This window comes from Aeromonas sp. 160P (assembly GCF_055193095.1).
In genome coordinates this window covers 2,922,724-2,949,523 of sequence record NZ_JBUXKV010000001.1, presented here as the reverse complement: position 1 = coordinate 2,949,523, position 26,800 = coordinate 2,922,724, and the positions used below count along the sequence as shown (strand labels likewise).

Sequence of the window (26,800 nt, the reverse complement as noted above, 5' to 3'; positions counted from 1 at the left end):
GATACCCATTGTATCGGTATACAACGCTTGCATTGTAATGACCAAGGATGGCCAACCCCATGAAGGATGCCCCCTTATCCACCCGATTAGAATATGAGCTGGATCACCTCAAATCGATCTTCAACGAGATCGGTGCCTATCTCTTCACCAAAGATCTGGATGGCCGCTACGTCTATGCCAATCAGGCCGTGCTGGATCTCTTTGGTTGCACCCTGGCCGAGCTGCAGGGCCAAGATGACAGTGCTTTTTTTGACCTCGACCACTCGGATACCCTGCAACGTCATGATCGTCAGGTACTGGCACAGCAGATCGAGATCTGTCAGGAGGAGATCAACTACCTCAAGGAGACCGGTGAGAAACGCATCTACTGGAGCGTCAAAAAGCCCATGTATGGCAGGGATGGCGCACTGATTGGCCTGTGCGGTATCTCTACCGATATCACCGAAAAGAAGCGGATCGAGGCCCATCTGGCAGAGCAGCATCAATTGCTGGAAATCATCCTCGCCAACGTGGATGCCCATATCTATATGAAAGACAGCCAGCACCGCTTTCTTTATGTCAATCAGAAGGTCGCCGAACTGCTTGGCTTGCCTGCCGAGCAGATCATCAACCGGCGTGATGACGAGGTGATCCCTGCGGCCAGCGCCTGCCAGCTGTGGCAGCTGGACAACCGGGTTTTCGAAACCGGCGAGCTGCAAGCCGGGGAAGAGTTATTGACCAATGTTGAGGGCAATCAGCACTACTACTGGTCCGTCAAGGTGCCCTTTTTACTGGCCGATGGCACCCCGACCCTGATCGGTATATCCTCCGATATCACCGAGCTGCATCAACTGAAGGAACAACTGCATCAGCAGTCGGTGCAAGATGACCTCACCGGTCTCTATAATCGCCGTTTCTTCTTTGAGGTATGCGAAAAGAACCTGAGTTTGAATGCCCGCCACCACCTCAAATCGGTACTGATGGTACTGGACGTGGATCAGTTCAAGTGCATCAACGATCGCTATGGTCACCCGCTGGGAGATCGAGCGTTGACCCACCTTGGCAAGGTCATGCAATCGGTACTGCGCAGCGAAGATGTGCTAGCCCGCATCGGCGGCGACGAGTTTGCCATTTGGCTGCCCAACACCAGGTTGTCGGCGGCCTCAGCGATGGCCGAACGGCTGTGCCAACAGGTGATGCAAAGCCCGTTAGCCCTGCACGATGGCGATGAACTCATCATCACCATCAGCGCCGGGCTGGTGGAAAATAGTGAGGGCGAATTGATGGAAAGCCTCTACGCCCGCGCCGACCAGATGCTCTATCAAGCCAAACAGGCTGGCCGCAATTGCGTGGTGTGCGCACCAAGCTAAGTGCGCGTTTATCTTATCCCGTCGATTAACCCCCATCACTGAGCCATGGAGCCCTGCGTTACCAATGGATGCGAGTAGTGCAAGTGATGATGGTCTGATTGGCCAGCTGAGGCTGTGATACATATGTGATACATCAGTGGCAACACCCCGTGCCTGGCGCGGGTTGTTCTCTTTTTAGCCTTAGTGGCGCACCCGGCTCTGCTGGCGGAAGCAGTAGAGTTTGAGGCTGATGTCGGCGATATCGGCGGGTAACTCCTCCCCCTGTTCGGCAAGAGGCTGGTAGAGCGATGAGAGCAGACGTTCGGCCTGCTGCACCGTGATGATGTCGGCCTGGATGGCCGGGGTGATCCAGCTCGGTAACATTGACATATCTCCCCCTTATTGATCAGGTGACCTCGGGTGAACACATCCATTTCAGGTCTCACGGGGCTGTCACACTTCCTCTGCCCCTGCCGACCCGTTCACCCTCTGCCTGTCATCCGATCAAAGCAAAATGCTTGCCGTGATCTCTTATCGGCCAACATCCAATGGGGCTATAGCGATTTATCAACCACTTGCGGGTCATATCGGAGGGCAGATCACCACCACCACCCCTTGACCGCCCTCCGTCAACACCTTGCCACTCTTGCTTTTCCCCCGCGTCTTTCATTGCAGAATGCGACTCACAGCTTGCTTATTTCAGGATCAGGAGCAGCCAGGTGTCAGAATCTGGTCACTTTTACATCATTGTCGCCAAAGTCAGACACTTTTTCAGGGTGGCTATTTTTTGACCTTGTCAGCGACTGTCGCAGACCCGCGCAGCTGACCTTGTCCAACCAACCGGTTATGACAAGATGACGCCAAGCTCGATGAGCACCCTATACACGGCAGGAGAACAACATGAACACGTCCATGATGGCAGGTATCGGTATTGGCATCGCCTCGGCCCTGGCGCTCTCGGCAGCGGCCAGCGGCTCCCTCTTCACCCCAGAGCCCACTTTTGCCGAGGTGATCGCCAGCAAGCCGATCACCGAGACCATCAAGACCCCGAAGCAGGAGTGCCGCAACGTCACTGTGACCCACCGCAAGCCGGTACAGGATGAGCACAAGATCCTGGGTTCAGTGGTCGGTGCCGCGCTGGGAGGTGTGGTTGGCCACCAGTTTGGCGGTGGCAGCGGCAAAAAAGTGGCGACCGCTGCCGGAGCTGTGGCGGGGGGATATGCCGGTAATCAGGTGCAGGGCAATATGCAGGCTAGCGACACCTATACCACCACCGAGCAGCGCTGCAAAACCGTGCAACAGAGCAGCGTCAACACCATAGGTTATGACGTGACCTATCGCCTCGCCGGTCAGGAGGGGGTGATCCGCATGAAGCAAGCCCCCGGTGCCACCATCCCGGTCAAGGAGGGCAAACTGGTGATCGAGCCACAAAAAGGCTAACCACCCGTTAAAGAGAGAAGGCCCGTCTCTTGCGAGGCGGGCCTTCTTTTATCGCGATTTACTCTGCTCCCTTCAACGAAGCGCCACTCAGGCCGTCACCCCTTGCAGCATTTTTTCACCGCCCGCACCACGTTCTGATAACCGGTGCAACGGCATAGGTTGCCCGAAAGGCCGCGGCGGATCTCCGCATCGGTCAGCGGACGGCGCTCGGTCTTGTCGAGCAGAGCCGCACTCGCCATCACCAGCCCAGGGGTGCAAAAACCACACTGCACCGCCCCCTCGTCAATAAAGGCCTGCTGCACGTCAGAAAGCTCATTACCTTTGCGCTCCCCCTCCACGGTGCGAATGGACTTGCCATCGGCCCACACCGCCAGATAGAGGCAGCTGTCGATGGCGATGCCATCCACCCGCACGGTACAGGCGCCGCATTCGCCGACGCTGCACCCCTCTTTCACGCTGATCAGCCCCTGCCCGCGCAGGAAGTAGAGCAGTGACATGGTGGGCGACACCGCGTAGGAGTATGGCTTGCCGTTGATCTCGCACTGGATCGCCACGGCGGGACAGGTTTGCGGTTGCATCATAAAATTTTGCCTCCGGCACGTTCGACAGCGCAGGCGACCACCCGCTGCGCCAAGGTTTTGATAAGGTGCAGGCGAAAGGCTTTCTCTGCCCGCCAGGAGGAGCGCGGTGCCACATCGGCCACCACCGCCTCGGCAATGGCCGCCAGCGTCGCCCGGGTTAGCGGTTGCCCCTCGGCAGCCGCCTCTGCATGCGGCGTTCGGATCGGGGTCGGAGCCGCTACCCCGTAGGCCAGACGCAGGCGCTTGAAGTGGCCATTTTCAATCTGGCAGTAGGCGGCGCAGCCGATGGTGGCGATATCCATGGCACCGCGCATGGCGTACTTGAAGTAGTGGGAGCCCACATGAGGATGGGGATCCGGGGCAAAGTGAAAGGCCACCAGGATCTCTGCCGGTTGCAGCGCCACCTTGCCGGGGCCGGTGTGAAAACCGGCGATGGGGATACGGCGCGTGCCGTCAGGTCCGGCGATCTCCAACTCTGCCTCCAGCGCCACTGTGGGCGCTGCCGCGTCGGCACTGGTGGCGCCGTTGCAGATGTTGCCGCCATAGGTGGCGACGTTGCGGATCTGCGGACCGGCTATGGTGGCAGCGGCCTCGGCCAGCATCGGCAGGCGGCGCTGCACCAGCTCGTTTTCGATGATCTCGGTAAAGGTGGTGCCAGAGCCGATGCGGATCGATCCATCAGCCAGCTCGCTCACCCCTTTGAGCTCGGGCAAGTCGTGAATATCGACGATATGGCGATAGGCTGGGTTGAGGTGATGAAGCTGGATCATCACATCGGTGCCACCGGCCAGCAAGCGCGCCTCGGGGTCGGCTTGGCGCAGGGCGAGCGCCTCGGCCACACTGTGCGCCTTGTAGTAACGGGCAATATCAAACATGGTGTTGCTCCTCCCGTGATCCCTCGGCAATCAAACCCGCCGCGACAAACTCCCGAAACAGGGTCTTGGGGGTGATGGGCAGCTCATTGATGGCCACCCCGGTCGCCATGCGAATGGCGTTACGGATGGCGGGCCCCGGGGAGATGATGGGCGGCTCGCCCAGTGATTTGTGGCCATAGACCGACTGGGGCTCGTAGGTCTGCACGAAGTCGCATTCGAGCTCCGGCAAATCCAGCATGGTGGGGAACTTGTAGTCGAGCAGGTTGGGGTTGCGCACCACGCCAGTCTTGGCGTCGATGATCATCTCCTCAAACAGCGACCAGCCGATCCCCATCCCCATGCCGCCATGCACCTGCCCCTCTGCCAACTGTGGATTGAGGATCTTGCCGGCATCGTGCAGGTTGATGATGCGATTGATGGTCACCTTGCAGAGATCAATATCGACGCTGAGATCGACAAAGGTACAGCCGAAACTGGGCGGGTTGGTGGTGGTCTTGTGAGAAACTTCGGCGGTGATCTGGCCGCCGATGGTGAGGTGATAATAGGCGTTGACCGACACCTCGGCGACGCTGATCAGCACCTTGTCCGGCGCACCGGCCAGCACCACGTAGCCGTCGATCAGGGCCAGCGACCCCACATCCTGATGGCAAAGCTGGGCCGCCAGCGACAGAATGCGGGCCCGCAGTTGCAGCGCCGCCTGATGGATGGCAGGGGCCGCTACATAACTCTGGCGCGAGGCAAATGAGCCCGGATCGTAGGCGGTGATGTCGGTATCCTGGGTCGAGATGACCCGGATCTGCTCAAACGGAATGCCCAGAGTCTGGGCCGCCATCTGGGCAAAGACGGTATCCGACCCCTGCCCTATCTCGGTGGCGCCGATCTGCAGATTGACGGTGCCATCCTGATTGAGCAGCATGCGGGCGCCGGCAATTTCGACCCCCACCGGATAGGTGTTGGAGCCGTAGCTGAAACAGGCCACCCCGATGCCGCGCCGCACCCGGCTCGCCGGATCCTGCCCCAAACACTCGGCCTTGAGCCGATCCCACTCAAACATCTCGCGACCACGCAACAGACACTCGGGCAATCCGGCACTGTAGATGGTCTTCTGGTTGACCTGATTGACATCCCCTTCCCGCGCCACGTTGGCGATACGCACATCGAGCGGGTCGAGTCCCAATTCGGCGCAGGCGTCATCCAGCATGCTCTCGAGGGCAAAAATCACCTGGGGCGCGCCGTAGCCGCGCATGGCACCGGCGGTGGGCAGGTTGCTGTAGAAGGTCGTGGCGTCATAACCAAAGGCGCTGCGCGGATAGAGGTAGCTGATCTTGTTGCCACCGGCGCTGGCGATGGAGTGACCGTGCGAGGCATACCCGCCGGTGTTGGAGAGCACATCGAGCTGATAGCCCTTGAGGGTGCCGTCGCGGTTGAGGCCAATCTTGCCGTCGATGGCAAAGCCGTGGCGGGTGCGGGAGGCAAAGAAGCACTCTTCCCGGCTCAAGGTCACCTTGACCGGCACGCCGCCCAGCTTATAGCTCAAAAACGCGGCCATCGGCTCTTCCAGCACATCCTGCTTGTTGCCAAAACCGCCGCCCATATAGGGCTTGATCACCCGCACGCTGGACCAGGGCAGGCCGAGGGATTTGGCCACCCGGCTGCGCACTATCTGGGGGATCTGGGTGCTGCTGACCACTATGATGTGGTCCGGCTGATCCATGTAGGCGTAGCAGGTCACCGTCTCCAGATGGCAGTGCTGCACCACCGGCGTCCGGTAGTGCCCCTGAAACTGCAGATCGGCGGCGGCAATGGCCTGCTCAGGATCATTGGCGCGAAGCTGGCTCTGGCGCAGCAGGTTGCCGCTCGGGTGGATGGGATAAGCCCCCTCCGCGAGGGCGCTCCCGGCATCCGTCATCACCGGCAACGGCTCGTAGGTCACCTTGACCAGCGAGGCCGCTTTTTCCGCCACCAGCGGATCGCGCGCCACCACTATGGCGACCCCATCGCCGAAGTGGCGCACATGGTCGGTGAGCAGACGGCGGTCTTTCACATCCCGTTTGGTCTCATCGAGGGACCAGGCGTGACCGGCGGTACGAAAACAGGTGGTGGGCACATCTTCATGGGTAAACACGGCCTCGACCCCGTGCAGGGCCAGCGCCTCGGTGGCATCGATGGCGAGCACCTTGCCGTGGGCGATGGAGCTTCGCACATACTTGGCGTGGCGCATCCCGAGCATGATGTTGTCATCGGTATAGCGGGCGCTGCCGGTCACCTTGGCCTCGGCATCCACCCGCTTGAGCGGTAATCCTATGGACATATGCAAGTCCTTTTTCGAAGGGAAAAATCTGGAACCGGCATAAAAAACAGCAAGATATGCGCCTGTTTCCCGCCATCGTCAGAACAATAGGGAGAAGTGTGAAGGGGATCCCGTCTCGCCCCCCGTTACTGGTCTGCAGTGGCGAACAGTTGGTAAACAGCGGCAAATTTGCGGTGAAAAAAACGGCAGCACGGGGACAGCAAGGGCCAGACCCTATCAATCTGGTAGGGGGATTTATCAAAATGGTATCGCAATGGTACCACTCCACTGCAGAAGCGGCTTAGGCGTGATAGCCAATGCGGGCGGGCTGAGCGCCGCAGGCATAAAAATGGGGCCGCCAGCGTGGCCCCAAGCGGGGGGGTTATCCCTAAATAGCCCAGCCCCCAGCATAAAAGAGCACCAGCATCAGGGCGATGATGACGGTGCCTATATTGAGCTTGTGCCACTCCTTCGAGCAGATGCGACCGATCACCAGCGAACTGAAGCCCAGCATGATGCCGGTGACGATATTGCAGGTGAGCACGATAAAGACGGCGCACATCAGACCGGACATGGCGCCGACAAAGTCATCGAAATCGAGCTTGGTGACATTACTCAGCATCAACAGCCCCACATACATCAGGGCCGGCGCGGTGGCATAGGCCGGCACCAGATAGGAGAGCGGCGAGAGGAACAGCATCAACAGGAACAGGCCGCCGACCACGGTGGCAGTCAGGCCGGTTTTTCCCCCCGCCGCCGTGCCCGCTGCCGATTCGATATAGACGGCAGCCGGCGCCGCCCCCACCAGACTGGAGAAGATGCTGCTGACCGAGTCGGCACTGAGCGCCTTGCCGCTGTTGATGATGTGGCCATCTTTATCCAGCAGGTTGGCCTGCCCCGCCACCGCCCGGATGGTGCCGGTGGCATCAAACACCGCCGTCATCACCAGCGCCAGCACGCTGGGCAGTACCAGCGGCGAGAGGGCCCCCATGATATCCAGACTGAAGATCAGGGACTTGCCCTGCTCATCCGAGAGGCTCGGCAGGGCGAACAGCCCCTGATATTTCACCGCCGGATCGAAGATGAGGCCAAAGATGGAGATGGCGATGATCACCAACAGGATCCCCCCCGGTACTTTCAGCTTCTCCAGCCCGAAGATCACCGCCAGGCCGATCAGGGACATGATGACCGGCATGGAGGTAAAGGCCCCCAGCGCCACCGGCAGCCCCTCCAGCGGGTTCTTGATCACCAGCCCCACTCCGTTGGCGGCGATGAGCAGCAGGAAGAGACCGATACCGATGCCGGTGCCGTGGGCAATCCCCATCGGCAGGTTGTCGAGGATCCAGCTACGCACCCCGGTCACCGAGATGGCGGTAAAGATCACCCCCATCAGGAACACGGCACCCAGCGCCACCGGAATGGGGATCTGCTGCCCCAGCACCAGACTGAAGGCGGTAAAGGCGGTGAGCGAAATAGCGCAGCCGATGGCCATCGGCAACTTGGCCCAGAGCCCCATCAAGAGCGAACCGAACCCCGCCACCAGACAGGTGGCGACAAACACCGCGCCGGGGGGAAAGCCCGCCTTGCCGAGCATGCTCGGCACCACGATCACCGAGTAGACCATGGCAAGGAAGGTGGTGAGCCCCGCCAGTACCTCCTGCCTGATATTGCTGCCCCGCTCGCTGATCATAAAGTAGCGATCAAGAGCCGTGAGCTGCTGTTGCTTTGGTGCGCTGCTGCCGGCGTCATCATTGGCCAGCTGTTCCACGCTGTTTGTCCTGCTGTTTGCTTGGGTCATACCCAACTCCTTCACTCGCGCCTGAATGTTCCATGACGAAATGGCGACAGGATCTGCGGGTCTGCCGAGCGCCAGTCTGATGAGAAACAGGCGATGGCGGCAGAGGATGCGACAGACAGACCAGGGCTGGCAGCCTTGACTCAAACGTTTGCCTTTCTGGTCAAAAAACCGGGCCATTTCACGTTCTATGCGGGGAGATCCCCTGTCGTGCGGCAAGACTGGCGCCCCGTGGGGTACGCCAGCCGCCGTATTCGTTGGGGCTGCGCCGAGGCAGCCCCCTCTATTCCCTACCCCCGTTCGTGTACCAGTTGGCCATCCACATAGGTGCGGTAGATGGATCTGTCATCCCCCAGGGTCAGCAACACAAAGAGCTTGTCCCGCAGGGTGGTGGAGTTGTCATAACGCAGCTGCTGCAGCGGGGTGGCGACCGGGTCGAGCACCACGAAATCCGCCTCCTTGCCCACCGCAAAACTGCCGATCTTCTCATCCAGCCCCAGCGCATGGGCGCCGCCCAGAGTGGCCAGATAGAAAGCCTGATAGGCCGAGAGCCGCTCCCCTTGCAACTGCATCACCTTGTAGGCCTCGTTGAGGGTCTGCAGCATGTTGAAGGTGGTGCCCGCGCCGATGTCGGTGCCCATCCCCACCTTTATCTGCTTGCGCCACGCCTTGTGCAGCTTGAACAACCCACTGCCGAGATAAAGGTTGGAGGTGGGGCAAAAGGCGATGGTGGATCCAGTCTCTTTCAGGCAATCCCACTCCTGCTCTTCCAGATGGACGCAGTGGGCAAAGACGCAGTTGTGGCCGGTGAGCCCATGCTGGTGATAGACATCGAGATAGCCCTGATGCGCCGGGAACAGGGATTTCACCCAGGCGATCTCCTCCTTGTTCTCGCACAAATGGGTGTGCAGATAGGTGGTGGGAAACTCTTCGCGCAGTCGCCGCGCCATCGTCAGCTGCTCGGGTGTCGAGGTGGGTGCAAAACGTGGTGTGATGGCATAGAGCAGGCGACCATTGCCGTGCCAGCGCTCGATAAGCTGCTTGCTCTGCTCATAACTGCTCTGCGCAGTATCCAGCAGATAGTCGGGGGCGTTGCGATCCATCATCACCTTACCGGCGATCATCCGCATATTGATGCGGCTCGCCGCCTCGAACAGGGCATCCACCGACTCGGGATGAACGGTGCCGAACACCAGCGCCGTGGTGGTGCCGTTGCGCAGCAGCTGCTTGATAAAGAAGGTAGACATCTCGCGGGCATATTCGAGATCGTTGTAGCGCCGCTCGGCCGGGAAGGTGTGACTGTTAAGCCACTCCAGCAGCTGCTCGCCGTAGGCCCCCACCATTTCGCTCTGGGGATAGTGAATGTGGGTATCGACAAAGCCCGGCACTATCATCTTGCCGCGATAATCCCGCACCCGCACTTCGGCCGGAATACGCTCCCGGCCCTCCTCCCACTGACCGAACCAGTCGATGCAGCCGTTGCGAATGATCAGCAGGCCATCCTCGACCAGACGGGCATTGGCCTCAATCTCTTCGGGCTGATCCACCACCCGGGTGATATCGAAGAAACTGCCGCGCACCGCTTTGACAGAGTTGTCGTTTTTCATAACCGTTTCCCTGTTTTTCTTGTTCTGTTGACGTTTTTTGCCGGTTTAACCGTCAGATCCGTTCCACTTGTGGCGCCACCGCTCGCCCGGGCACTTCGTCTGATGAACCATCTGGCTCACCCTTGCTGGCCGATGGCTGGCCCGCACTGCGGGCGGTAAAGATCACATCCGGCTTGTCGCTCAGCTGGATCACCTCCACTGCATCGGCATCCTTGGCGGCCGCCTTGCGCTTGCGACTTTGCGGCAACACCAGATTCATGATGATGGCGGTGATCCCCCCGGCGCAGATGGGGTTTTCAACCAAGACATAGAGAGCATCTGGCAGCACCCTGAACACACTCGGGTCATAGGAGACACCAAGCCCCAACCCGAGCGAGGTAGCCACAATCAGCGTCTCCCGCCGATCCATGCCGTGGGTCATGATGATCCGGCACCCCGCGATGGCGATCATGGAGAACATCAGGGTCATGGCCCCGCCGAGGACGGGGGATGGAATGGTGGTAAAGAAGCGACCCACCACCGGGAAGATGCCCATGATCACCAGGATCATGGCGATAAATTTGCCCACATGACGGGAGGCGACCCCGGTCATCTGGATCACCCCGTTATTTTGGGAGAAGGTGGTGAGCGGCAGGGAACCCAGCGCCGAGGCAATCACCGATACCAAGCCATCGGCCAGCACCCCACCGGAGAGGCGGCGAGTGTACTCCTCCCCCTCCACCGGACGATGAGAGACCATGGCGGTGGCGGTCAGCGCCCCGACCGCTTCCAACACACTCAGCAGATAGATGGTGCCCGCCACCAGAAAGGCACCGAAATCAAAGGAGAAACCATATTTGAACAACATGGGAACGGTGATCAGGGGCAACCCCTGCAAGACAGAAAAGTCCACCATCCCCAGCATCATGGAGACCAGATAGCCCACCAGCAAGCCGATGGCGATCCCCCCCATGCGCAGCAGGGGGCTCTTGCAGCAGTTAAAACCGATGACCACCGCCAACACCAGCAAACCGACACCGAGATTTTCATAGTTACCGAAGGTACCGCTGCTCTTGGCCGCCATACCGCCAGCAAAGTCGATGATGCCAACCTTGATGAGACACAGACCGATCATCAGCACCACGATACCGCTCACTGTGGGGGTGATGACCCGGGTCAGATAGGGCAGCACGAACGATGCCCCCATTACCAGAAAGGCTCCGACGAAGGAGATCCCCATCAACGAGGAGATGATCTGGGCTTCGTCGATCCCCTCCTTCCCCATGGCGGTCCCGATCGAGATCATCACGGTGACGAACGAGAAGTTGACCGACTGGATGGAAAGGAGGCCCGAGCCAATGGGCCCGTAACGATGAACTTGCAACCAGGTGCCGATGCCGGAGGCGATCATCGACATCGAGACCAGATAGGTGGTGATCTCTTGGGAAAGATTAAGGGCGGCCCCAACGATCAGGGCCGGAGCAACCATAGGAACCAGTATGGCCAGCAGATGGGTCACCGCCCCGACCAGCGACTGGCCAAAGGGGGGCTTATCTTCCAAGGCGTAGATAAGGTCAGAGTCCTTGCGCGATTTCTTAGACATCCTTCATTACTCCCGGCGTATCGAAAACGATCCAATAACCCCGGAGCATCACACCCCACAGTGACCCGGGTTGATCCGGCAGGGGGAACTTGCTCCCCCTGCCGGTCTCTGCCTCTGTTGTGACTACAGCTTGCCCAACTCGCGCAGGATCTGTTCCGGCGTGAAGTGCCACTTGCGCAGCCAGACACCGCAGGCGTCGTGGATGGCGGTGGCGATGGCGGGCGCTGCCCCGTTCACCCCGATCTCCGAGATGGACTTGGCGCCGTAAGGGCCGACCTTGTCATCACTCGGCACCAGGAAGGCCCGGAAGTCGCGGGGAATATCGCCAATCTTGGGCGCACCATAGCTCTTGAGATCCCGGGTGAGCGGGATGCCCTTGCTGTCGTAGCAGATCTCCTCGGTCATGGTGTGGCCGATGGCCCGCATGGTCGCCCCGTAGATCTGGCCGAGGGCCAGTTCCGGATTGATGGGGGTGCCGCAGTCGAGCAGGGCGTAGAACTTGTCGAGGCGGATCTGGCCGGTTCTGACGTTGACCGCCACCTCGGCGAAGTTGGCGCCATACGGGAAGGCGAGCTCAGAGGTGATGTAGCTGGCGGTGCCCACCAGAATGCCAAAACCGGTGCCGGTCTCCGACTTGTGGGCGATCTTGGCAAGAGAGACCTCCCCCAGCTTGCCGCGCACAATGCCCGGGTGAACCAGCTCTACATCCGCCACCGGCTCGCCCAACATGGCGGCGCCGTGGAACAGGATCTTCGCCTTGAGGTTCTCGGCCGCCATCTTGGCCGCATTGCCGGAGAAGCAGGTACCGGACGAGGCGTAGGCCCCCTTGTCGAACAGGGCGTGGTCGGTGTCACCAGAGATCACATGCACATCGCTGAGCGGGCAACCGAGCACTTCGGCGGTCAGCTTGGCGACCACGGTATCGAGGCCGGTGCCGATATCGGCGCCACCGGAGTGGACGATAAAGGTGCCGTCCGATTCCAGCTTGACCATGCAGTTGGCCTGATCGATATCGGGGATCCCCGATTTTTGCATGATGATGGCGACGCCACGACCGATGCGCCAATCCCCGTCGGCAGGTTTGGGGCTGTCCCAGGCGATCAGCTCGCGACCCTGCTTGAGGATGGGTTCGAGGGCACAGCTGGCGGCGTGGGGCACAGAAGTCGGCATCTTGCCCTCGCCGATGGCACCCAGCACCTTGAGGATGTCCCCTTCGCGCACCCGGTTGTGCTCCACCATGTCGAGCTGATCGATGCCCAGTTTTTCGGCCAGTTCGGCGATAGCCATGGTCAGGGCAAAGTTGCCCTTGGGCGCGCCGTAACCCTGATAGGCGCCAGTTGGACAGATGTTGCTGTAGTAGGTGTTGACGGTAAAGCGCACGTTGTCGCACGGATAGAGCGGCAGGGAGAGCGCCGGGCCGTTGCTTGGCACCGTCAATGAGTGGTTGCCGTAAGGGCCGGTGTTGGCGCGAAAATCCATCTCGATGGCGGTGATGGTGCCATCTTTTTTGGCCCCCACTTTCACCTTCACCTTGGCCACATGGCGGGAGGTGTTGCTGATGAACTCCTCTTCACGGGTGTAGCGGAAGGTGACCGGACGGCCGGTGACCCTGGTCGCCCAGGCGCACACCTCTTCCAGCAGGATATCTTGCTTGGAGCCAAAGCCGCCCCCTACCCGCTCCTTGATCACATGCACCTGATGTTGCTTGAGGCCGACGATGCGTGCCACCTGACGGCGCACGTGCCACGGCACCTGGGTGGAGGCGTGAATGACCAGACGATCCCCATCCATGTAGGTAAAGCAGATGTGCGGCTCGGTCGGGCACTGCTGGGCCTGAGTCGATTCGTAGGTGCGCTCGACAATCTCGTCCGCCTCGGCAAAGCCTTTTGCCACGTCACCGATCTGACCATGGACGCTGGCGGCGATGTTCTCGTGCGGGCGGGAGCCGATGGGGAAGTTGATGATCATGTGCTCGTCGCCGCGGCGCACCGAGCAGGCGTTCTGCTGCTCCAGATCCGCTGGCGCACCAGCCATGTAGATGATGGGCTCGTCATGCACCAGCGGTGCATTGGGGGCCATCGCCTCGTCGATGTTCATGACCGCAGGCAGCACCTGATACTCGACCTCGATGAGTTTGAGGGCCGCCAGCGCCACCGCTTCGCTCTCGGCCACCACGGCGGCCACCCGGTCACCGACGTGGCGCACCTTGCGGCTGAACATGCGGCGATCGAGCGGTGACGGCTCGGGGGCGCTCTGGCCACCCGGGGTGTAAAACACATCCGGGCAGTTGAGATAAGTAATGACGTGCACCACACCCGGCAGCACTTCGGCGCGGCTCACATCGAGTTTGGTGATCACCGCATGGGGATGGGGGCTGCGCAGCATCTTGATGATCAGCGCATCCTCGGTAACCCTGTCCTCCACGTAGCAGGGCTTGGCCTGCACCATCTTGGCGGCGTCCACTTTCGGGCAGCTCTTGCCGATATGGCGCAGATCGTCACGAAACTCGGGGGCGATCTGGCACAGATAATCCGGGTTCTTCATCCGCGAACAGGCAAGATCTATGGCCTGATAGAACTGCTGGTAGCCACCGTCCCGATGAAACAGGCCCGAGAGGGCATCGTCAATTTGATCACGGGTGGGCTCGGGGTGACGATCAAGCAGGTCGGTGACAATCAGCGCGGCGGCCGGATCGTTGTAACCGGACTGCACCACCCCCACATCCACCATGGCCTGCTGCACCAGACTGAGCTGGTTCCAGCTACCCAGCGACTCGGCGGTGCGCACCTGCGCCCCCTCCAGCTGGGCGGCGATCAGCAGGGAGGCGTTGATCACCTTGCCGTTGAAAAGAATGGCGTCGGAACCGGCAAAACCGAAGCCGTCGTCGCTGTTGCGCACCGAGTGCATCCGGCACTGGTTGAACAGCACCCGCTGGGCATTGTCACCGGCCTTGCAGATGACGGTACGCAGGGCACCGTTCAGGGTAAAGTTGAGTTCCATCATGCTTGCACCTCCTGCTGCTGGCAGTCCACCAGCAGATCCGCCACGACCACGCCGCTGATATACCGCTTGTAACTTATGCTGCCCGCCAGATCCTCACGGGGCGAAATCAGCTCGCTCACGGCGGCCTCCAGCGCGGCATCGTGCAGATCGCGGCGCTCCAGATCCCGCAAACGCATCGGCTGCGGGGTGACACCAGCGACGGCAACCCGCATCTCGCCAATGCTGTCGAGGGCCACCGCGGCGGTCATCACCGCCAAGCCATCGGCGTTGCGGCTGATGCGGCGAGTGACGCAGCGCAGTTCAGGCTCCGGCAGCACAACGCCCAGCACCAGGGCATTGCGCTGACCCGTCAGATAGGCGTCGATGGGTTGCAGCAGGTTGTTCTCCAGCACCACTACCGCTTCGAGTACCAGCAGCACCGGCAGCAAGGGGGAGTCCTGCTGCTGGCAGGCAAGTTCGCCGCCGAGGGTGGCCTGATTGCGCAGATGGCGGGAGTAGACAAATCCCAGCGCCTCGCACAGGGCGGCCGGGGTGCGGGGATCATCCTTGAGGGTCTGCAGGGTGACGGTGGCGCCGATATGAAGCTGGCCCTGCTGCTGTTCAATCTGGTTCAGTCCCAGCTGCTCCAGCGAAATGGCCACCTTCTTGTCGGTGCGGGTCGGGGCGGCGTTAAGCTTGCTGCCGCCCCCCATGTAGACGGCGTCGTTGCCGAAGCTGGCCTTGAGTTCCAAAGCCTGACCCAGTTGCTCGGGTCGGAAGAATTGCTCAATCATGTGTCGTCCTTACTCTTGCTGCCCGCCGCCGGCGGTGAATCCACTGGGCGGGCAATCCGGTCCAAAACTGTGGAAGGTGGCCTTAGGCCAGCTGATCCATCCGTTGCCACAAGCGGCTAGCCACCTTGCTGGCCTGCTGATAAATGGGCGCGACATCGAACGGGAACTCGCGATCCTGATAGACCATGCGCCCCTCCACCATCACGCTGTTGACGCTGGCAGATCCCATACCGAAGGCGAGGTGGCCGCCGAGGTTGCGCGGCGCCAGCGGAGTCGGTGAGTCGTAGTCGCAGATGGTGAGGTCGGCCTTGTAGCCCGGCTCCAGGCGGCCAAACTTGGCGCCGAAGTTGCGCTCCAGCAGGGTGTTGCCGTTCCACAGGAAGCGGGCAAAGCTGTCGGGCCACAGCGCCCCACCGGCATCCTTGTGCTTGAAGTAGGCGAACTTGAGCTCTTCGAGCATGTCGGAGCCGATGCCGTCGGTGCCGAGCGCCAGATTGCGATACTCAGGCAGGTGCATGTTGTAGCCCACGTGGTTGTTCATGTTGGAGCGGGCGTTGTGCACCAGGAAGGCATCGCGGCTGTTGAGCAGCTCGATGTCGGCCGGGCTCAGGTAGATGCCGTGGGCCACCAAGGATTTGCTGTCGATAAGGCCAAACTCGTCGAGCCGGGCGATGGGCTCCTTGCCATGGTGGTGGTGGCCGTGAGCCATGTCGTAGCGGTCTTCCGCCACATGGATATGCAGACCGCGACCGGTGACCTGCACCGCTTCGCGCAGCATGGTCAGCCCCTCGTCGGGCACAGTGAAGGGGGCGTGGGCACCGATGTGCGCTTCCACCAGATAGGGTTCGCTCCCCTTGGCCTTGGCGGCATCGATCTGTTGGGCGAACAGGATGTTCTCCTCCACCCCTGCCTGCAGCTCGGCCAGACCGCCGTTGCGATCCGTGGTCTCGAAGCAGGTCATGCCGCGCAGACCCGCCTCCATAAACCCTTTACGCAACACGTTCAGGGAGCCCTTGATGAAGTTGGGCGAAGCGTGGTGGTCGATCACCGCGCTGCAACCGCTCTTGATCGCCTCCAGCGAGCAGATGAGGCCGCTGTAGTAGAGGGATTCCTCATCAAGGGCTCGGTCTAGCCGCCACCAGAGGTTTTTCAGGGTGGAGATAAAGTCCGGACAGGGGGCGATGTTGGCCATGATCCCCCGCGACAAGCCGGAGTAGAAGTGGTTGTGGGCACAGACGATGCCCGGCATCACCAGCTTGCCCCCCATCTCCCGATAGTTGGCATCCGGGTAGATAGCCCGCAGATTGGGCCCCACCGCTTTAATAAGCGTCCCTTCGATGGCGATATCCACCCCTTCCAGTACCCGGGTCGGCTCCAGCTGGACGGCGGTGACGTTTTTCAGAATAAACATGGTGTGCTCCTTCGCTTATTCGTTGTTCGCTCAGGCCTCGACGGCCCCCAGCAGGTAGTGGTGATGGGCGTGGACATGGCTGATGATCCGGCACATGTCGCCAAGGGCCGCAGGCGCATCCTTGATCCGGCTCTGGGCGTCTATGGTCAGGCGATAGATCTCGCCATCCTGACGCACCTGCAGCTCACCACACCCTTCGCCGGTTTGGGCCAGATAGAAACCGGGGTTGCGGCTGTTGTCGAAGTCCTGCGGCAGGCTGAAGATGGTGACCTTGTCCTGATAGGGCTTGCCCTGCCACGGGCAGAACTGGGCGCAGTTGCCGCACTCGTTGCAGTAGGCGTCCAGGTGCAATGTCTGGAACTGATCCTTGAAGCCCGGTACCGCGATGGCGACGTTGGCCCGGTTGGGGCAGACATCCACGCACTTGCTGCAGAGGTAGTTGCACTCAAGGCAACGGTGCGCCTCTTGCGCCACGAAGGCCTCCCGCTCGTTCTTGTCGACCATGGTGACGGCGATGCTCCCCTTGCGGCGGTAGATCTCGTCCTTGCCCGACGGCTGGATTGATACTTCGGCATGGCTACCGGCGATATGCTCGCGAGAGAGCACCAGATCCGCGGCGCGGCGGGCACCACCGATGGCACCGACGATGGAGGACGGGCCACTCTGCACGTCTCCAATGAGGAAGACGTTGCGACGGCTGGTTTCGCCGCTCTGGCTATCTACCTCGGGCCAGCCATCGCTGCCCAGGGGAATGCCCATGGCTTTCAATATTTCGCAATCAGGCTGCTCGCCGATGGCGGTGATCAGGGCATCCATCTGCATCACTTCGGTCTGCTCGGTGGGCACCGGACGGCGGCGGCCCTGCTCGTCAGGATCCCCCAGTGCCATCATCCGCACGACAAGCTTGCCATCTTTGTCAAAGCGCTCCGGATTGGTGAGGAAGCAAAAACGCACCCCATCCTCCACCGCTTCCAGATACTCCTCACGGTAAGCAGGCATCTCTTTTTCGCTGCGACGGTAGATCACAGTCACATCGCTGACACCGGGTACCTTGAGGGCGGCGCGGGCGCAGTCCATGGCGGTGTTGCCTGCCCCAATCACCGCCACATGGCGGCCGAGCGGCAACGGTTTGCCCTGATTGAAGCTGCGCAGGAAGTTAAAGGATTTGTAGACCCGATCATGACCCCCTTCGAGGCGCATGCCGCCATTCTTGTCGGCACCGATACCGACGAAGACATAGGTAAAGCCCTGGGCGTGCAGCTTGTCGACGGTGAGCGCCGGATCGCAGCCAAACTCGAACTTGACCCCGTGGGCGGCGACAAAGTCGATATCGTGCTGAATAAGCTTCGCCGGAATACGGAACTCGGGGATGATGTGTTTAACCACGCCACCGGCATCGGCTTCACGCTCGAACACGGTGACCGGATGACCGGCACGGGCCAGGAAGTAACCGGCGGAGAGACCGGCCGGGCCTGCGCCAATCACCGCAACCGGGTGCTTGTCACCGCTGCCTGCCGGTTTGTGCCAGCGGGCCTTGTACCCTTCCCAGCCGCGCTCCAGCGCGACCTTCTTGAGCTCGCGGATATTGAGCGGGCTGTCGTAATCGAGACGGGTGCAGTTGTACTGGCACTGGTGATCGCAGATATGACCGGTGATGGCGGGCAAGGCGTTGCGCTGATAAATCAGCTCAAGGGCAGCCACATACTCCCCCTCGCCCATCAGGCGAATGTACTCGGGAATATCCTGATGCACGGCGCAGGCGGTAACGCACGGCGCCACATAGCAATCGGTCAGCGGCAGGCCGCCACCCACTTCGATACGATCGTCAGACTTCCACTCCTTCTGGGTGTAATCCATGGTGAGGGCCTTGGCGGCAAGCGCCTCCAGCTTGGCCACATCCACCTGACTCATGCCCCAGCTGTCCGACGCATCTATCTCTTTGAGGCACTCAATCTGGCGCAGGTAGCCGCCCGGTTTCAGCAGGTCGGTGGCCATGGTAATGGGACGAATGCCGGTCTCGAAGATATCGCTGATGTTGAACTTGCTGGCACCGCCCGAGTAGGAGATGGGCAGCTTGCCATCGAAGGCGCGGGAGAGCACAGCCGCCACGTTGATGGAGAGCGGGAACAGCGCACGGCCAGACATGTACATCTCATCGCCGGGCAGTGCCCCCTTGCGGTTAATGGTGCCCAGGGTGTTGGTCAGCTTGACCCCGAAGGTGAGTCCCTTCTCGGCCCCCAGCGCCATCAGGCGGGCCAACATGGCCTTGGCCTGATCCAGCTTGAGGTCGTGATCGAACGACGCTTCGCTCAGACCGATGTAATCAAAGCCGCAGGTGTCGAGGATCTCGCGCACCCGCGGGTAGCCCAGCAGGGTCGGGTTGAGTTTGACGAAGGTGTTGAGCCCCTTCTCTTCCAGCATGTAGCGGCAGATGGCCTCGATCTCGTTGGGCGGGCAGCCGTGCATGGTGGAGAGGGTGAGGCCGTGCACCATATCGGCTGGAATGCGATCCGCCAGCTGTTGCAGTCGATCGCGGCGCCCCCCCAGTCCCAGCTCGGCGATGAACTGCGGGTCGGCCACCAGTTCCCGCAGCACTTGCTGATACTCGGCAAATTTCGGGCTGGTGCTGGCATCCTTCAGGCTGTGGATGAACTGCTGCATCGGCGGCTGCTTGATGCCATCGAGGTTGTAACCCACGCTCATGTTGAAAATGAAGGACTTGGCCTCCCCCTCAAGGCGCGGGTCGAACACCTCCTCCAGCAGATAGAGGGCAAACCAGGCTTTCAGGTACTCGTCAAACGCCTTGGGCAGGGTGAACTCGGTGGACCACTCGGTGTTGAAGCACTCATCCTCGGCATCGATGCAGGGCTTTGCCAGTTCGAGACGGTCCAGGATCTGCACCGTCTTGAGCTCGATAAAGCGCCCGCCGGTCAGCCAGGAGGTGACGATATTCTGGGCCAGCTGGGTATGGGGGCCAGCCGCCGGACCTATGGGGGTTTCGCAGGTTTCACCGAACACCTTGATCTTGCGCTCATCCTGCTTGCGATAAAATTGCGTGGCGGGAATACCGAAAATACTCTGACTCTCTTTATATTCCGCGAAAATACGGGTCAGAAGGTTCTTGAACGGAACGGGTCGCATAATATCGCCCATGGCAATCTCCTTGCAGCTGTTCTGCCCATTGGCAGCATGAATAAATGGGGTATCCCGCACGGGCTTTACCCCTTGAAAAGGAGAGGAGCAACTATCAGGCCACACCAGTTACAAACCTATTTTTTAGGGTAAAAGCGTGAGACAGCTCCAATTAATGAGGGGGATTTGTGACGCCACCATTATGGATGTTGCGAGTAGTTATCAATCACTCTGAAATTTACTTGATGAGTGGATTAAAAAGAGCTCACCCTATCAACTCAAACGCGAGAAATATCACTTTGATACGCCATTTATCTCCCCGTTATCTTTTTAAAACAGGTTATTTCGCGCGCTCGCGCTCATTTTCCAGCGTGCCGCCCAGCAGCGCCTGATAGCGCTCAGGGGTATCCACATCAAACAGGATGGCGGGGCTGTCGACCGGCACCAGACGGTGGGGATGCCCTTGCAACCAGCGCCGTACCGACGGCTGCACCGGGGCGGCGGCCAGCTCGCGGGCAAGGGATTTGGGCAGCAACACCGGGTGGCCCGCCTCCCCCTGCCAGGTGGGAAAGATCGCCTCCTGGCCCCGTTCCAGCCAGAGCTGTTGATAGACCTCGCGCGGGATACAGGGGAGATCCCCGTGGCTGATAAAGAGGTAGTCAGCGTCACTGGCGGCCAGGGCGCAGCGGATGGAGCTGCCCAGCCCCTGCTGATAGTCGGGGTTGTGGACGACAACAATATCCGGCCGCTCAAGGTAGCGCGCTTCAAGCTCGTTGCCACGATGGCCCACCACCAGAATAACCCGCTGACAAAAGGCCAGGGCATTTTTGAGACTTGCATCAAGCATTGTCCCCTGGCAATAAGGTAGCATCATTTTCCAGGTACCCATTCGGGAAGATAAACCCGCCGCCGTTATTATACAGTCACACTGAACTTGTTCCTGGCAACGTTGTTTTCCACTCCCTTCGATATTTATTTTGGTCGTCATCATGTCGCTACCACACGCTGTTTCTGTCGCATTTCCAGATATAGAACTGCTATTAAACCCGCTCACCAAAAATATTGATAGCCATACCACCTTAATTAGCCTTTGCGGCGCCGGTGGCAAAACCAGCACCCTGTTCTGGCTGGCGGAATATTTTTATAAACAGGGTAAGAGGGTGCTAATTACCACCACCACCCGGATGTTTCTGCCTGCCCCGTCACACTATCGGGAATTGATCCTGGAAACGGATCCCGTCCGCCAGCTGACCCGCAGTCAACAACTGTCCGATGAACCGACCCTGGTCGCCCTGTTCAGCCATATCGATCAGGCCAGCGGCAAGGTGGCGGGCCCCACGCCCCAGCAGATTGATCTCATCAAGGGGCAGCAGCGCTTCGATCTCATCCTGGTCGAGGCGGATGGTGCCAATCACAAGTTATTGAAAGTGCCCGCCTTGCACGAACCTTGCATTCCCCAGAGCAGTGATTGGGTGATCGCCCTGACGGGTGGCGCCATGGTGGGGGCCAAGGCCGACCCGCAGCAGATCCACCGCTGGGCCGAGCTTCAGGCCCTGTGCGGGATAGAGGCCGGTGACCCCCTCGACTGGGCACTGTTTCACCAGCTGCTCGCCCACCCGCAGGGGGTGTTCAAGGGCACCCCGGCCAGGGCGCGCCGGATCTGGTTTATCAATGGCGATTATCAAAATGAGGCGTCATGGCAACCGCACTTGATAAAGCTGCTGGCTCGGCACCCCGAGCTCCACGCCATCTGGCAGGGGGCGGTTCGCGAGCCACAACCCATTCGCCACGCACTCGGCTACTTCGCCCAGGATGAGGCACAGCCGCCTCGCCCATGATGGTTTAAGGATAAGAAGAGGTACCTTATGAATCTTTTTTCACACGCAGCCCGACTGGAACAAGCTAACACCCCGTTCGCCATTGCCCAGATCATCGAGAGCCGTGGCTCTACGCCCCGCCATCAAGCCCAGATGCTGGTGATGGCCGATGGCCAGATCCTCGGCACCATAGGCGGCGGCATGATAGAGCGGCTGGTGATCGAAGAGGCAGTGGCGGCCATTGGTGAGCGCAAGCCCCGCATCTTCCACGGGCGGATGGCCCGCAACGGCGAACATGCGGTGGGGTCGGATTGCGGCGGCGCCATGTCGGTCTATATCGATGTCTATGGCCTGCGCCCCCGTCTGGTACTGATCGGCGCAGGTCACGTCAACCGGGCGCTGGCCCATGCCGCCGCGCCGCTGGGTTTTGATATCCATGTGGGCGACTGTTTTGAAGGGAGCCTCAATCCCGACCACTTCCCCGCCGGCACCCATCTCAAGCAGGCCGATACCATCAGCGCGGTGATCGAGGCGCTGGCCATCGAGCCCGCCAACTTCGTCATCATCGCCACCAACCATCAGGACAAGGAGGCGCTGGAGCGGCTGATCAACCGTCCCCTCGCCTATCTGGGGCTGCTCGCCAGCAAGCGCAAGGTGCAGACCTTCACCCAGGCCCTGCGCCAGCAAGGGATAAGCCAGACCCAACTGCAGCGCTTGCACGCCCCCATCGGCTACAACATCGGCGCCGAGACCCCCGAGGAGATCGCCATCAGCATCCTCGCCGAGCTGCTGCAGGTGAAAAACGGCAAATCGGGTGGGCTGATGCAGGATGACGTGCGCCTCAAGCGGGATCAACTGGTGGTGATGCGTGGCTCCGGCGATATCGCCACCGGCGTCGCGCTGCGGCTGCACAATGCCGGCTTCAAGGTGGTGATGCTGGATCTCGACAAGCCCACGGTGATCCGCCGCACCGTCGCCTTCGCCCAGGGGATGTTTGACGGCGAAACCAGCGTCGAAGGGGTACGCGCCAAGCGGGTCGAGTGCGTCGAGCAGGCGTTCGAGCAGCTGGATCGGGGCATAATCCCACTGCTGGTTGACCCCGAGTGTGCGTTTTTAAGCGAACTCAAACCGCGCTATCTGGTGGATGCCATCCTCGCCAAGCAGAACCTCGGCACCCACAAGGAGATGGCCCCCATCACGGTGGCCCTTGGCCCGGGTTTTGAGGCGGGGCGCGACTGCGATGCGGTGATCGAGACCAACCGTGGTCACCATCTGGGGCGGGTCATCTATCAGGGCCCCGCCCAGCCCAACACCGGCATTCCCGGGGTCATTGAGGGGCACTCCGCCCGCCGGGTGGTGCGCGCCCCCGCCCCCGGAATGATGAAAAGCCTGATCAAGCTCGGCGAGCTGGTGCAGGAAGGAGATGTAATTGCCCATGTGGGTGATGCCCCCATTATCGCGCCGCTCTCGGGCATGGTGCGGGGGCTGCTCAGCGATGGCATCGAGGTGCCGGTTGGCTTCAAGATTGGCGATATCGACCCCCGCGGCGAGCGCGCCGATGCGACTACTGTCTCTGACAAGGCCCGCGCTATTGGCGGCGCGGTGCTCGAAGCCATGATGCATTTGGCCAAGCGCAGATAAGGGCCGACTCACAACCTGTCGGCAAGGCCCGCGTTATCTACTGGCGGCGCCGTGCTGGAAGCCATGATGCACTTGGCCAAGCGCAGATAAGGAATGAGCAACGCGTCGCTGACTCGCAACCCGCCACACAAAGGAAAGCCCCACCGTCAAGGTGGGGCTTTTTTGGTCGGTCGCGTTACTGCGCTCAAACATGTATCACGGCGTGACCCGCTGCAAACGCCAGGCACGAAACGCCAGCACCGCCAGGGTAATCGCCGTCAGGGGTAACACGAAGCCGATAAGCGCCGCACTGAACTGACTTTGCAGCGGACTGGATGTGGCGTGGAGGATAAGCCAGGTGGTGTAGCCGATGTAAAAGGCCAGAAACAGCGCCCCTTCCCAGCGGGCGATGGTGTAACCGGTAAAGAAGATGGGCAGGCAGGCGATCGCCACCGCAATCATCACCGGAATATCGAACTGCAGAGCGGTGGCCGACACCTCAAGTCCCCCCGGCGTCACCATGGAGGTAAGCCCCAGTACGCAGAGAATATTGAAAATATTGCTGCCTACCACGTTGCCCACCGCGATATCCCGCTCACCGCGCAGGGCGGCGACGATGGAGGTCACCACTTCCGGCAGCGAGGTACCGGCAGCCACTATGGTGAGGCCAATCACCAGGTCGCTGACCCCGAAGTAGTGGGCAATCTCTACCGCGCTGCCGACCAGCAGCCGGGAGCCCAGGATCAACAGCCCCAATCCTGCCACGATAAAGCACAGGTTACGGGGCAAGCTTGCCGGGGTCACCGGCTCTTTTTGGCCAAACTCCTGCTCATACTCGGCCTGCACGGCCTTGGTTTCACGGCGGCTCTGGACAAACAGAAAGACGGTGTAAGCAACGATACCGGCAAACAGCAAGGCACCTTCGAAGAAAGAGATACGGCCATCCCAACCAAACATCAGTACCAGCACTGAAATGGCGATCATCAAGGGCACATCGAAACGCACCAACTGCTGGGAGACCACCAACGGTACGATCAAGGCCGAGACGCCGAGAATAAACAGCACGTTGAAGATATTGCTGCCAACCACGTTACCCACCGCGATACCCGCCTGTCCCTCGAGGCCAGACTGAATGCTCACCGCCAGTTCAGGGGCACTGGTCCCAAAAGCTACTATGGTCAATCCCACCACCAGCGGGGAGATACCCATCATGGTGGCGAGGCGCGATGCGCCCCGCACCAGAGATTCAGCCCCCACCACCAGACACACCAGGCCTATGGCCAACCACATCAGCGTCATCATACGGTTTCATCCTTGCCGTTAAGTTCGTTGAAATAATCACATTGAATCATATACCTGCGCGCCAACGCAGCTATGTAGCGCCATTGTAACGAGAGGCGGGTCTGCTGTCGCGGGCTCTTTCAAGAGCACCTTGAACCACGCCAGATTAGCCCCAGCGCCGGATCGCTGACCGCTCAACCGTGCTTGATGCGGGTCTCCCCCGCCACCGACACCACGGAGCGTTTGCCCTTGCGGCTGATCACCAACAGCGCCAGCACGATAAGGGCGATGCCGCTCCCCTCCACCGGCCCCGGGTTTTCCCCCAGCAGCCACCAGGAGAGCAGCACGCCGGTCACCGGCACCGCCAGGGTGCTGAGGCTGGCTACCCCTGCCGGCAATTTTTTCAGCACAAACAGCCAGAGACTCCAGGCGATGGCGGTGGCAAAAATGGCGCTATAGGCCAGCGCCCCCATCACGTAGGGCTGCCAATCGATGGGCCGCTCCGGCACCAGCGCCGCCACCAGCGTCATCACGATAGTGGCGTAGATCATCTGCCAGGTGGTGAGGGACATCAGATCCACTCCGGGATGGCGGGCATACATCCGCTTGGCGATGATAGCGCTGATCCCCCAGCAGATGCCGGAGGCAATCCCCAGCAGCGCGCTCTTGAGGGATTCAAGGTGCAGCAACCAGGGCTGGATCACCAACAGCAGCCCACAGGCCGCCACCCCGACCGCCAGATAGTGCAGCTTGCGCAACCGCTCCCCGAGAAACAGCGCCGCGAGGATCACCACCCAGAACGGCATGGTGTAACTCAAAATGGCCACCTTGCCCGCCCCGCCGCTGATCAGCGCCCACTGGGCCAACCCCACCATGCCGCAGGTCTGGAACAGGGCGATGGCCAGGGTATAGCGAAACGGGGTGGGTTTGAGATAACGGCGCCCACGCAGGGCCTGCACCAGCAACAACACCAGGGAACCGCACAGACAGCGCAGGGCGGTGAACTCGAAGGCCCCCGCATAGAGCATCACCTGCTTCATCACGATCCAGCTGTAACTCCAGATGGCGGTGAGCAGGATTAACCCCACCAGCGCCGCCATATTGATCTTTGTACTCATTTCGTACCACGCATTGCTCTGCCCTTCGTCTTTTTCTGCTGGTGGGTCAATCCCTTATCGGGGTGGCCATCTTACCCCTGTGCTGGCGGGCTGCCCACGATCTACGTGGCAAATAGCCTGCGAGCAAATCGACCTCAGCCACGGCAGCGCCCGTGCCAAAAACAGCAGGGGGCCAAGGCCCCCTGTCTATCAAGCTGCCACCTCGCAGCACGCTACAGGCTGATCAGGGTGCCGGTCTTGCCAGCGATCCCCTCGGCAGCCTTCTCCAGCAAGGTGATCAGGGATTTGCGCCCCGGCAGGGAGGTGGCGAACGAGAGCGCCGCCTCCACCTTGGGCAGCATAGAGCCTTTGGCAAACTGCCCCTGAGCGATAAAGCTGTTGGCATCGGCCACGCTCAGCTGATCGAGCCACTGCACATCAGGCTTGCCGAAGTTGATGGCCACTTTCTCTACCGCGGTGAGGATGATCAGCATGTCGGCGTCGATCAGTTCCGCCAGCTTGGCACTGGCCCAATCCTTGTCGATCACCGCGCTGGCGCCGCGCAGGTGGTTGCCTTCGCGCAGCACCGGAATACCGCCGCCCCCGACGGTGATCACCACCTGACCGGCGGCCAGCATGGCGGTAACTGTCTCTTTTTCGATGATGTTAATGGGCTTGGGGGATGCCACCACCCGGCGATAACCACGACCGGCGTCCTCCTTGAGGTGCTCACCCTGCGCCATCAGTACCTCGGCCTCCTCCTTGCTGAAGAAACCGCCGATGGGTTTGCTCGGATCGAGGAAGGCGGGGTCGTTCTTATCCACCTCAACTTGCGTCACCAGAGTAGCGACCGGCTTGTGGATGCCGCGCGCAAGCAGCGCTTCGCGCAGGGCGTTTTGCAGGTCATAACCGATGTAGCCCTGACTCAGGGCCACGCAGACCGACATCGGCAGATGGGGGGACTTGGGCTCGTGGCGGGCCGCCACCTCGAACGCCTGCTGGATCATCCCCACCTGCGGTCCGTTGCCGTGGGTGACCACCACTTCGTGCCCCTGGGCGATCAGGTCGGCGATGGTGTGAGCCGTGCTCTGCACCGCCTTCATCTGCTCGGGCAGGTTGTTACCCAGAGCGTTGCCCCCCAGGGCCAGTACGATACGCTGTTTCATCT

At 60.7% G+C, this 26,800-nt stretch carries 19 protein-coding genes; 4 read left to right on the top strand and 15 right to left on the bottom strand.

Annotated features, from left to right (window positions below; all coding sequences use genetic code 11):
- Positions 1-59: 59 nt before the first annotated feature.
- Positions 60-1,349, top strand: a complete 1,290-nt coding sequence (locus ACY8FN_RS13810) for a sensor domain-containing diguanylate cyclase (protein ID WP_463100327.1) — start codon at positions 60-62, stop codon at positions 1,347-1,349.
- Between the two features lie 180 nt (positions 1,350-1,529).
- On the opposite strand, the gene ACY8FN_RS13805 is transcribed toward ACY8FN_RS13810, so the two are convergent.
- Positions 1,530-1,718, bottom strand: coding sequence for a hypothetical protein (locus ACY8FN_RS13805; RefSeq protein ID WP_042021814.1), 189 nt, complete (start codon positions 1,716-1,718; stop codon positions 1,530-1,532).
- Between the two features lie 510 nt (positions 1,719-2,228).
- Here ACY8FN_RS13805 and ACY8FN_RS13800 point away from each other — a divergent pair.
- Positions 2,229-2,768 carry a glycine zipper 2TM domain-containing protein gene (locus tag ACY8FN_RS13800; RefSeq protein WP_463100326.1) on the top strand — a complete coding sequence of 180 codons (540 nt, stop codon included), beginning with the start codon at positions 2,229-2,231 and terminating at the stop codon, positions 2,766-2,768.
- Between the two features lie 95 nt (positions 2,769-2,863).
- Here the strand turns inward: ACY8FN_RS13800 and xdhC are convergent, their stop codons facing one another.
- The 11 genes from xdhC to mocA form a co-directional block, all read right to left on the bottom strand.
- Entirely contained in the window at positions 2,864-3,349 is a 486-nt protein-coding gene (gene xdhC, locus ACY8FN_RS13795; protein WP_463100325.1) for a xanthine dehydrogenase iron sulfur-binding subunit XdhC, read from the bottom strand.
- Positions 3,346-4,224: a xanthine dehydrogenase FAD-binding subunit XdhB gene (gene xdhB, locus ACY8FN_RS13790; protein ID WP_463100324.1), complete on the bottom strand. Its 879-nt coding sequence runs from the start codon at positions 4,222-4,224 to the stop codon at positions 3,346-3,348. The genes xdhC and xdhB overlap by 4 nt, the downstream gene beginning before the upstream one ends.
- On the bottom strand, positions 4,217-6,535 hold the full coding sequence (gene xdhA, locus ACY8FN_RS13785) for a xanthine dehydrogenase molybdenum-binding subunit XdhA (RefSeq protein ID WP_463100323.1): 2,319 nt from the start codon (positions 6,533-6,535) through the stop codon (positions 4,217-4,219). The genes xdhB and xdhA overlap by 8 nt, the downstream gene beginning before the upstream one ends.
- A gap of 367 nt (positions 6,536-6,902) precedes the next feature.
- The gene (locus tag ACY8FN_RS13780) at positions 6,903-8,204 is read right to left on the bottom strand and encodes an NCS2 family permease (RefSeq protein WP_463101176.1); all 1,302 of its coding nucleotides are present in this window, start codon (positions 8,202-8,204) and stop codon (positions 6,903-6,905) included.
- Between the two features lie 395 nt (positions 8,205-8,599).
- Positions 8,600-9,916, bottom strand: coding sequence for a guanine deaminase (guaD, locus tag ACY8FN_RS13775; RefSeq protein WP_463100322.1), 1,317 nt, complete (start codon positions 9,914-9,916; stop codon positions 8,600-8,602).
- A gap of 52 nt (positions 9,917-9,968) precedes the next feature.
- On the bottom strand, positions 9,969-11,498 hold the full coding sequence (locus ACY8FN_RS13770) for a nucleobase:cation symporter-2 family protein (protein ID WP_463100321.1): 1,530 nt from the start codon (positions 11,496-11,498) through the stop codon (positions 9,969-9,971).
- A gap of 123 nt (positions 11,499-11,621) precedes the next feature.
- Complete coding sequence (locus tag ACY8FN_RS13765; protein ID WP_463100320.1) at positions 11,622-14,501, bottom strand: molybdopterin-dependent oxidoreductase Mo/Fe-S-binding subunit; 2,880 nt, start codon at positions 14,499-14,501, stop codon at positions 11,622-11,624.
- Positions 14,498-15,274, bottom strand: coding sequence for a molybdopterin-dependent oxidoreductase FAD-binding subunit (gene ygfM / locus ACY8FN_RS13760; protein WP_463100319.1), 777 nt, complete (start codon positions 15,272-15,274; stop codon positions 14,498-14,500). Before ygfM ends, ACY8FN_RS13765 begins: the two co-directional genes overlap by 4 nt.
- 82 nt (positions 15,275-15,356) lie before the next feature.
- On the bottom strand, positions 15,357-16,685 hold the full coding sequence (ssnA, locus tag ACY8FN_RS13755; RefSeq protein ID WP_463100318.1) for a putative aminohydrolase SsnA: 1,329 nt from the start codon (positions 16,683-16,685) through the stop codon (positions 15,357-15,359).
- Positions 16,686-16,715: 30 nt separating this feature from the next.
- Positions 16,716-19,838: a putative selenate reductase subunit YgfK gene (ygfK, locus tag ACY8FN_RS13750; protein ID WP_463100317.1), complete on the bottom strand. Its 3,123-nt coding sequence runs from the start codon at positions 19,836-19,838 to the stop codon at positions 16,716-16,718.
- 319 nt (positions 19,839-20,157) lie between these two features.
- The gene (gene mocA / locus ACY8FN_RS13745; protein ID WP_463101175.1) at positions 20,158-20,805 is read right to left on the bottom strand and encodes a molybdenum cofactor cytidylyltransferase; all 648 of its coding nucleotides are present in this window, start codon (positions 20,803-20,805) and stop codon (positions 20,158-20,160) included.
- A 1-nt stretch (position 20,806) separates the two neighbouring features.
- Between mocA and yqeC the strand changes: the two genes are divergently transcribed.
- Complete coding sequence (yqeC, locus tag ACY8FN_RS13740) at positions 20,807-21,655, top strand: selenium cofactor biosynthesis protein YqeC (protein WP_463100316.1); 849 nt, start codon at positions 20,807-20,809, stop codon at positions 21,653-21,655.
- Positions 21,656-21,682: 27 nt separating this feature from the next.
- Positions 21,683-23,275, top strand: coding sequence for a selenium-dependent molybdenum cofactor biosynthesis protein YqeB (gene yqeB, locus ACY8FN_RS13735; protein ID WP_463100315.1), 1,593 nt, complete (start codon positions 21,683-21,685; stop codon positions 23,273-23,275).
- A 195-nt stretch (positions 23,276-23,470) separates the two neighbouring features.
- On the opposite strand, the gene ACY8FN_RS13730 is transcribed toward yqeB, so the two are convergent.
- From ACY8FN_RS13730 to arcC, 3 genes are all read right to left on the bottom strand, one after another.
- Positions 23,471-24,556 carry a calcium/sodium antiporter gene (locus ACY8FN_RS13730; RefSeq protein WP_101319888.1) on the bottom strand — a complete coding sequence of 362 codons (1,086 nt, stop codon included), beginning with the start codon at positions 24,554-24,556 and terminating at the stop codon, positions 23,471-23,473.
- Between the two features lie 173 nt (positions 24,557-24,729).
- Positions 24,730-25,653, bottom strand: a complete 924-nt coding sequence (locus tag ACY8FN_RS13725; RefSeq protein ID WP_463100314.1) for a DMT family transporter — start codon at positions 25,651-25,653, stop codon at positions 24,730-24,732.
- Positions 25,654-25,865: 212 nt separating this feature from the next.
- Complete coding sequence (gene arcC / locus ACY8FN_RS13720; protein ID WP_463100313.1) at positions 25,866-26,798, bottom strand: carbamate kinase; 933 nt, start codon at positions 26,796-26,798, stop codon at positions 25,866-25,868.
- Positions 26,799-26,800: the final 2 nt, after the last annotated feature.

What these genes read in the sequence shown, in the direction of transcription:
- mocA (WP_463101175.1), bottom strand. Translation starts at nt 20,805, where the DNA reads ATGACGACCAAAATAAATATCGAAGGGAGTGGAAAACAACGTTGCCAG.
- ACY8FN_RS13780 (WP_463101176.1), bottom strand. Translation starts at nt 8,204, where the DNA reads ATGATCAGCGAGCGGGGCAGCAATATCAGGCAGGAGGTACTGGCGGGG.
- ACY8FN_RS13725 (WP_463100314.1), bottom strand. Translation starts at nt 25,653, where the DNA reads ATGAGTACAAAGATCAATATGGCGGCGCTGGTGGGGTTAATCCTGCTC.
- xdhA (WP_463100323.1), bottom strand. Translation starts at nt 6,535, where the DNA reads ATGTCCATAGGATTACCGCTCAAGCGGGTGGATGCCGAGGCCAAGGTG.
- ygfM (WP_463100319.1), bottom strand. Translation starts at nt 15,274, where the DNA reads ATGATTGAGCAATTCTTCCGACCCGAGCAACTGGGTCAGGCTTTGGAA.
- ygfK (WP_463100317.1), bottom strand. Translation starts at nt 19,838, where the DNA reads ATGGGCGATATTATGCGACCCGTTCCGTTCAAGAACCTTCTGACCCGT.
- ACY8FN_RS13805 (WP_042021814.1), bottom strand. Translation starts at nt 1,718, where the DNA reads ATGTCAATGTTACCGAGCTGGATCACCCCGGCCATCCAGGCCGACATC.
- xdhB (WP_463100324.1), bottom strand. Translation starts at nt 4,224, where the DNA reads ATGTTTGATATTGCCCGTTACTACAAGGCGCACAGTGTGGCCGAGGCG.
- ACY8FN_RS13810 (WP_463100327.1), top strand. Translation starts at nt 60, where the DNA reads ATGAAGGATGCCCCCTTATCCACCCGATTAGAATATGAGCTGGATCAC.
- guaD (WP_463100322.1), bottom strand. Translation starts at nt 9,916, where the DNA reads ATGAAAAACGACAACTCTGTCAAAGCGGTGCGCGGCAGTTTCTTCGAT.
- ACY8FN_RS13800 (WP_463100326.1), top strand. Translation starts at nt 2,229, where the DNA reads ATGAACACGTCCATGATGGCAGGTATCGGTATTGGCATCGCCTCGGCC.
- ACY8FN_RS13730 (WP_101319888.1), bottom strand. Translation starts at nt 24,556, where the DNA reads ATGATGACGCTGATGTGGTTGGCCATAGGCCTGGTGTGTCTGGTGGTG.
- arcC (WP_463100313.1), bottom strand. Translation starts at nt 26,798, where the DNA reads ATGAAACAGCGTATCGTACTGGCCCTGGGGGGCAACGCTCTGGGTAAC.
- xdhC (WP_463100325.1), bottom strand. Translation starts at nt 3,349, where the DNA reads ATGATGCAACCGCAAACCTGTCCCGCCGTGGCGATCCAGTGCGAGATC.
- yqeC (WP_463100316.1), top strand. Translation starts at nt 20,807, where the DNA reads ATGTCGCTACCACACGCTGTTTCTGTCGCATTTCCAGATATAGAACTG.
- yqeB (WP_463100315.1), top strand. Translation starts at nt 21,683, where the DNA reads ATGAATCTTTTTTCACACGCAGCCCGACTGGAACAAGCTAACACCCCG.
- ACY8FN_RS13770 (WP_463100321.1), bottom strand. Translation starts at nt 11,498, where the DNA reads ATGTCTAAGAAATCGCGCAAGGACTCTGACCTTATCTACGCCTTGGAA.
- ACY8FN_RS13765 (WP_463100320.1), bottom strand. Translation starts at nt 14,501, where the DNA reads ATGATGGAACTCAACTTTACCCTGAACGGTGCCCTGCGTACCGTCATC.
- ssnA (WP_463100318.1), bottom strand. Translation starts at nt 16,685, where the DNA reads ATGTTTATTCTGAAAAACGTCACCGCCGTCCAGCTGGAGCCGACCCGG.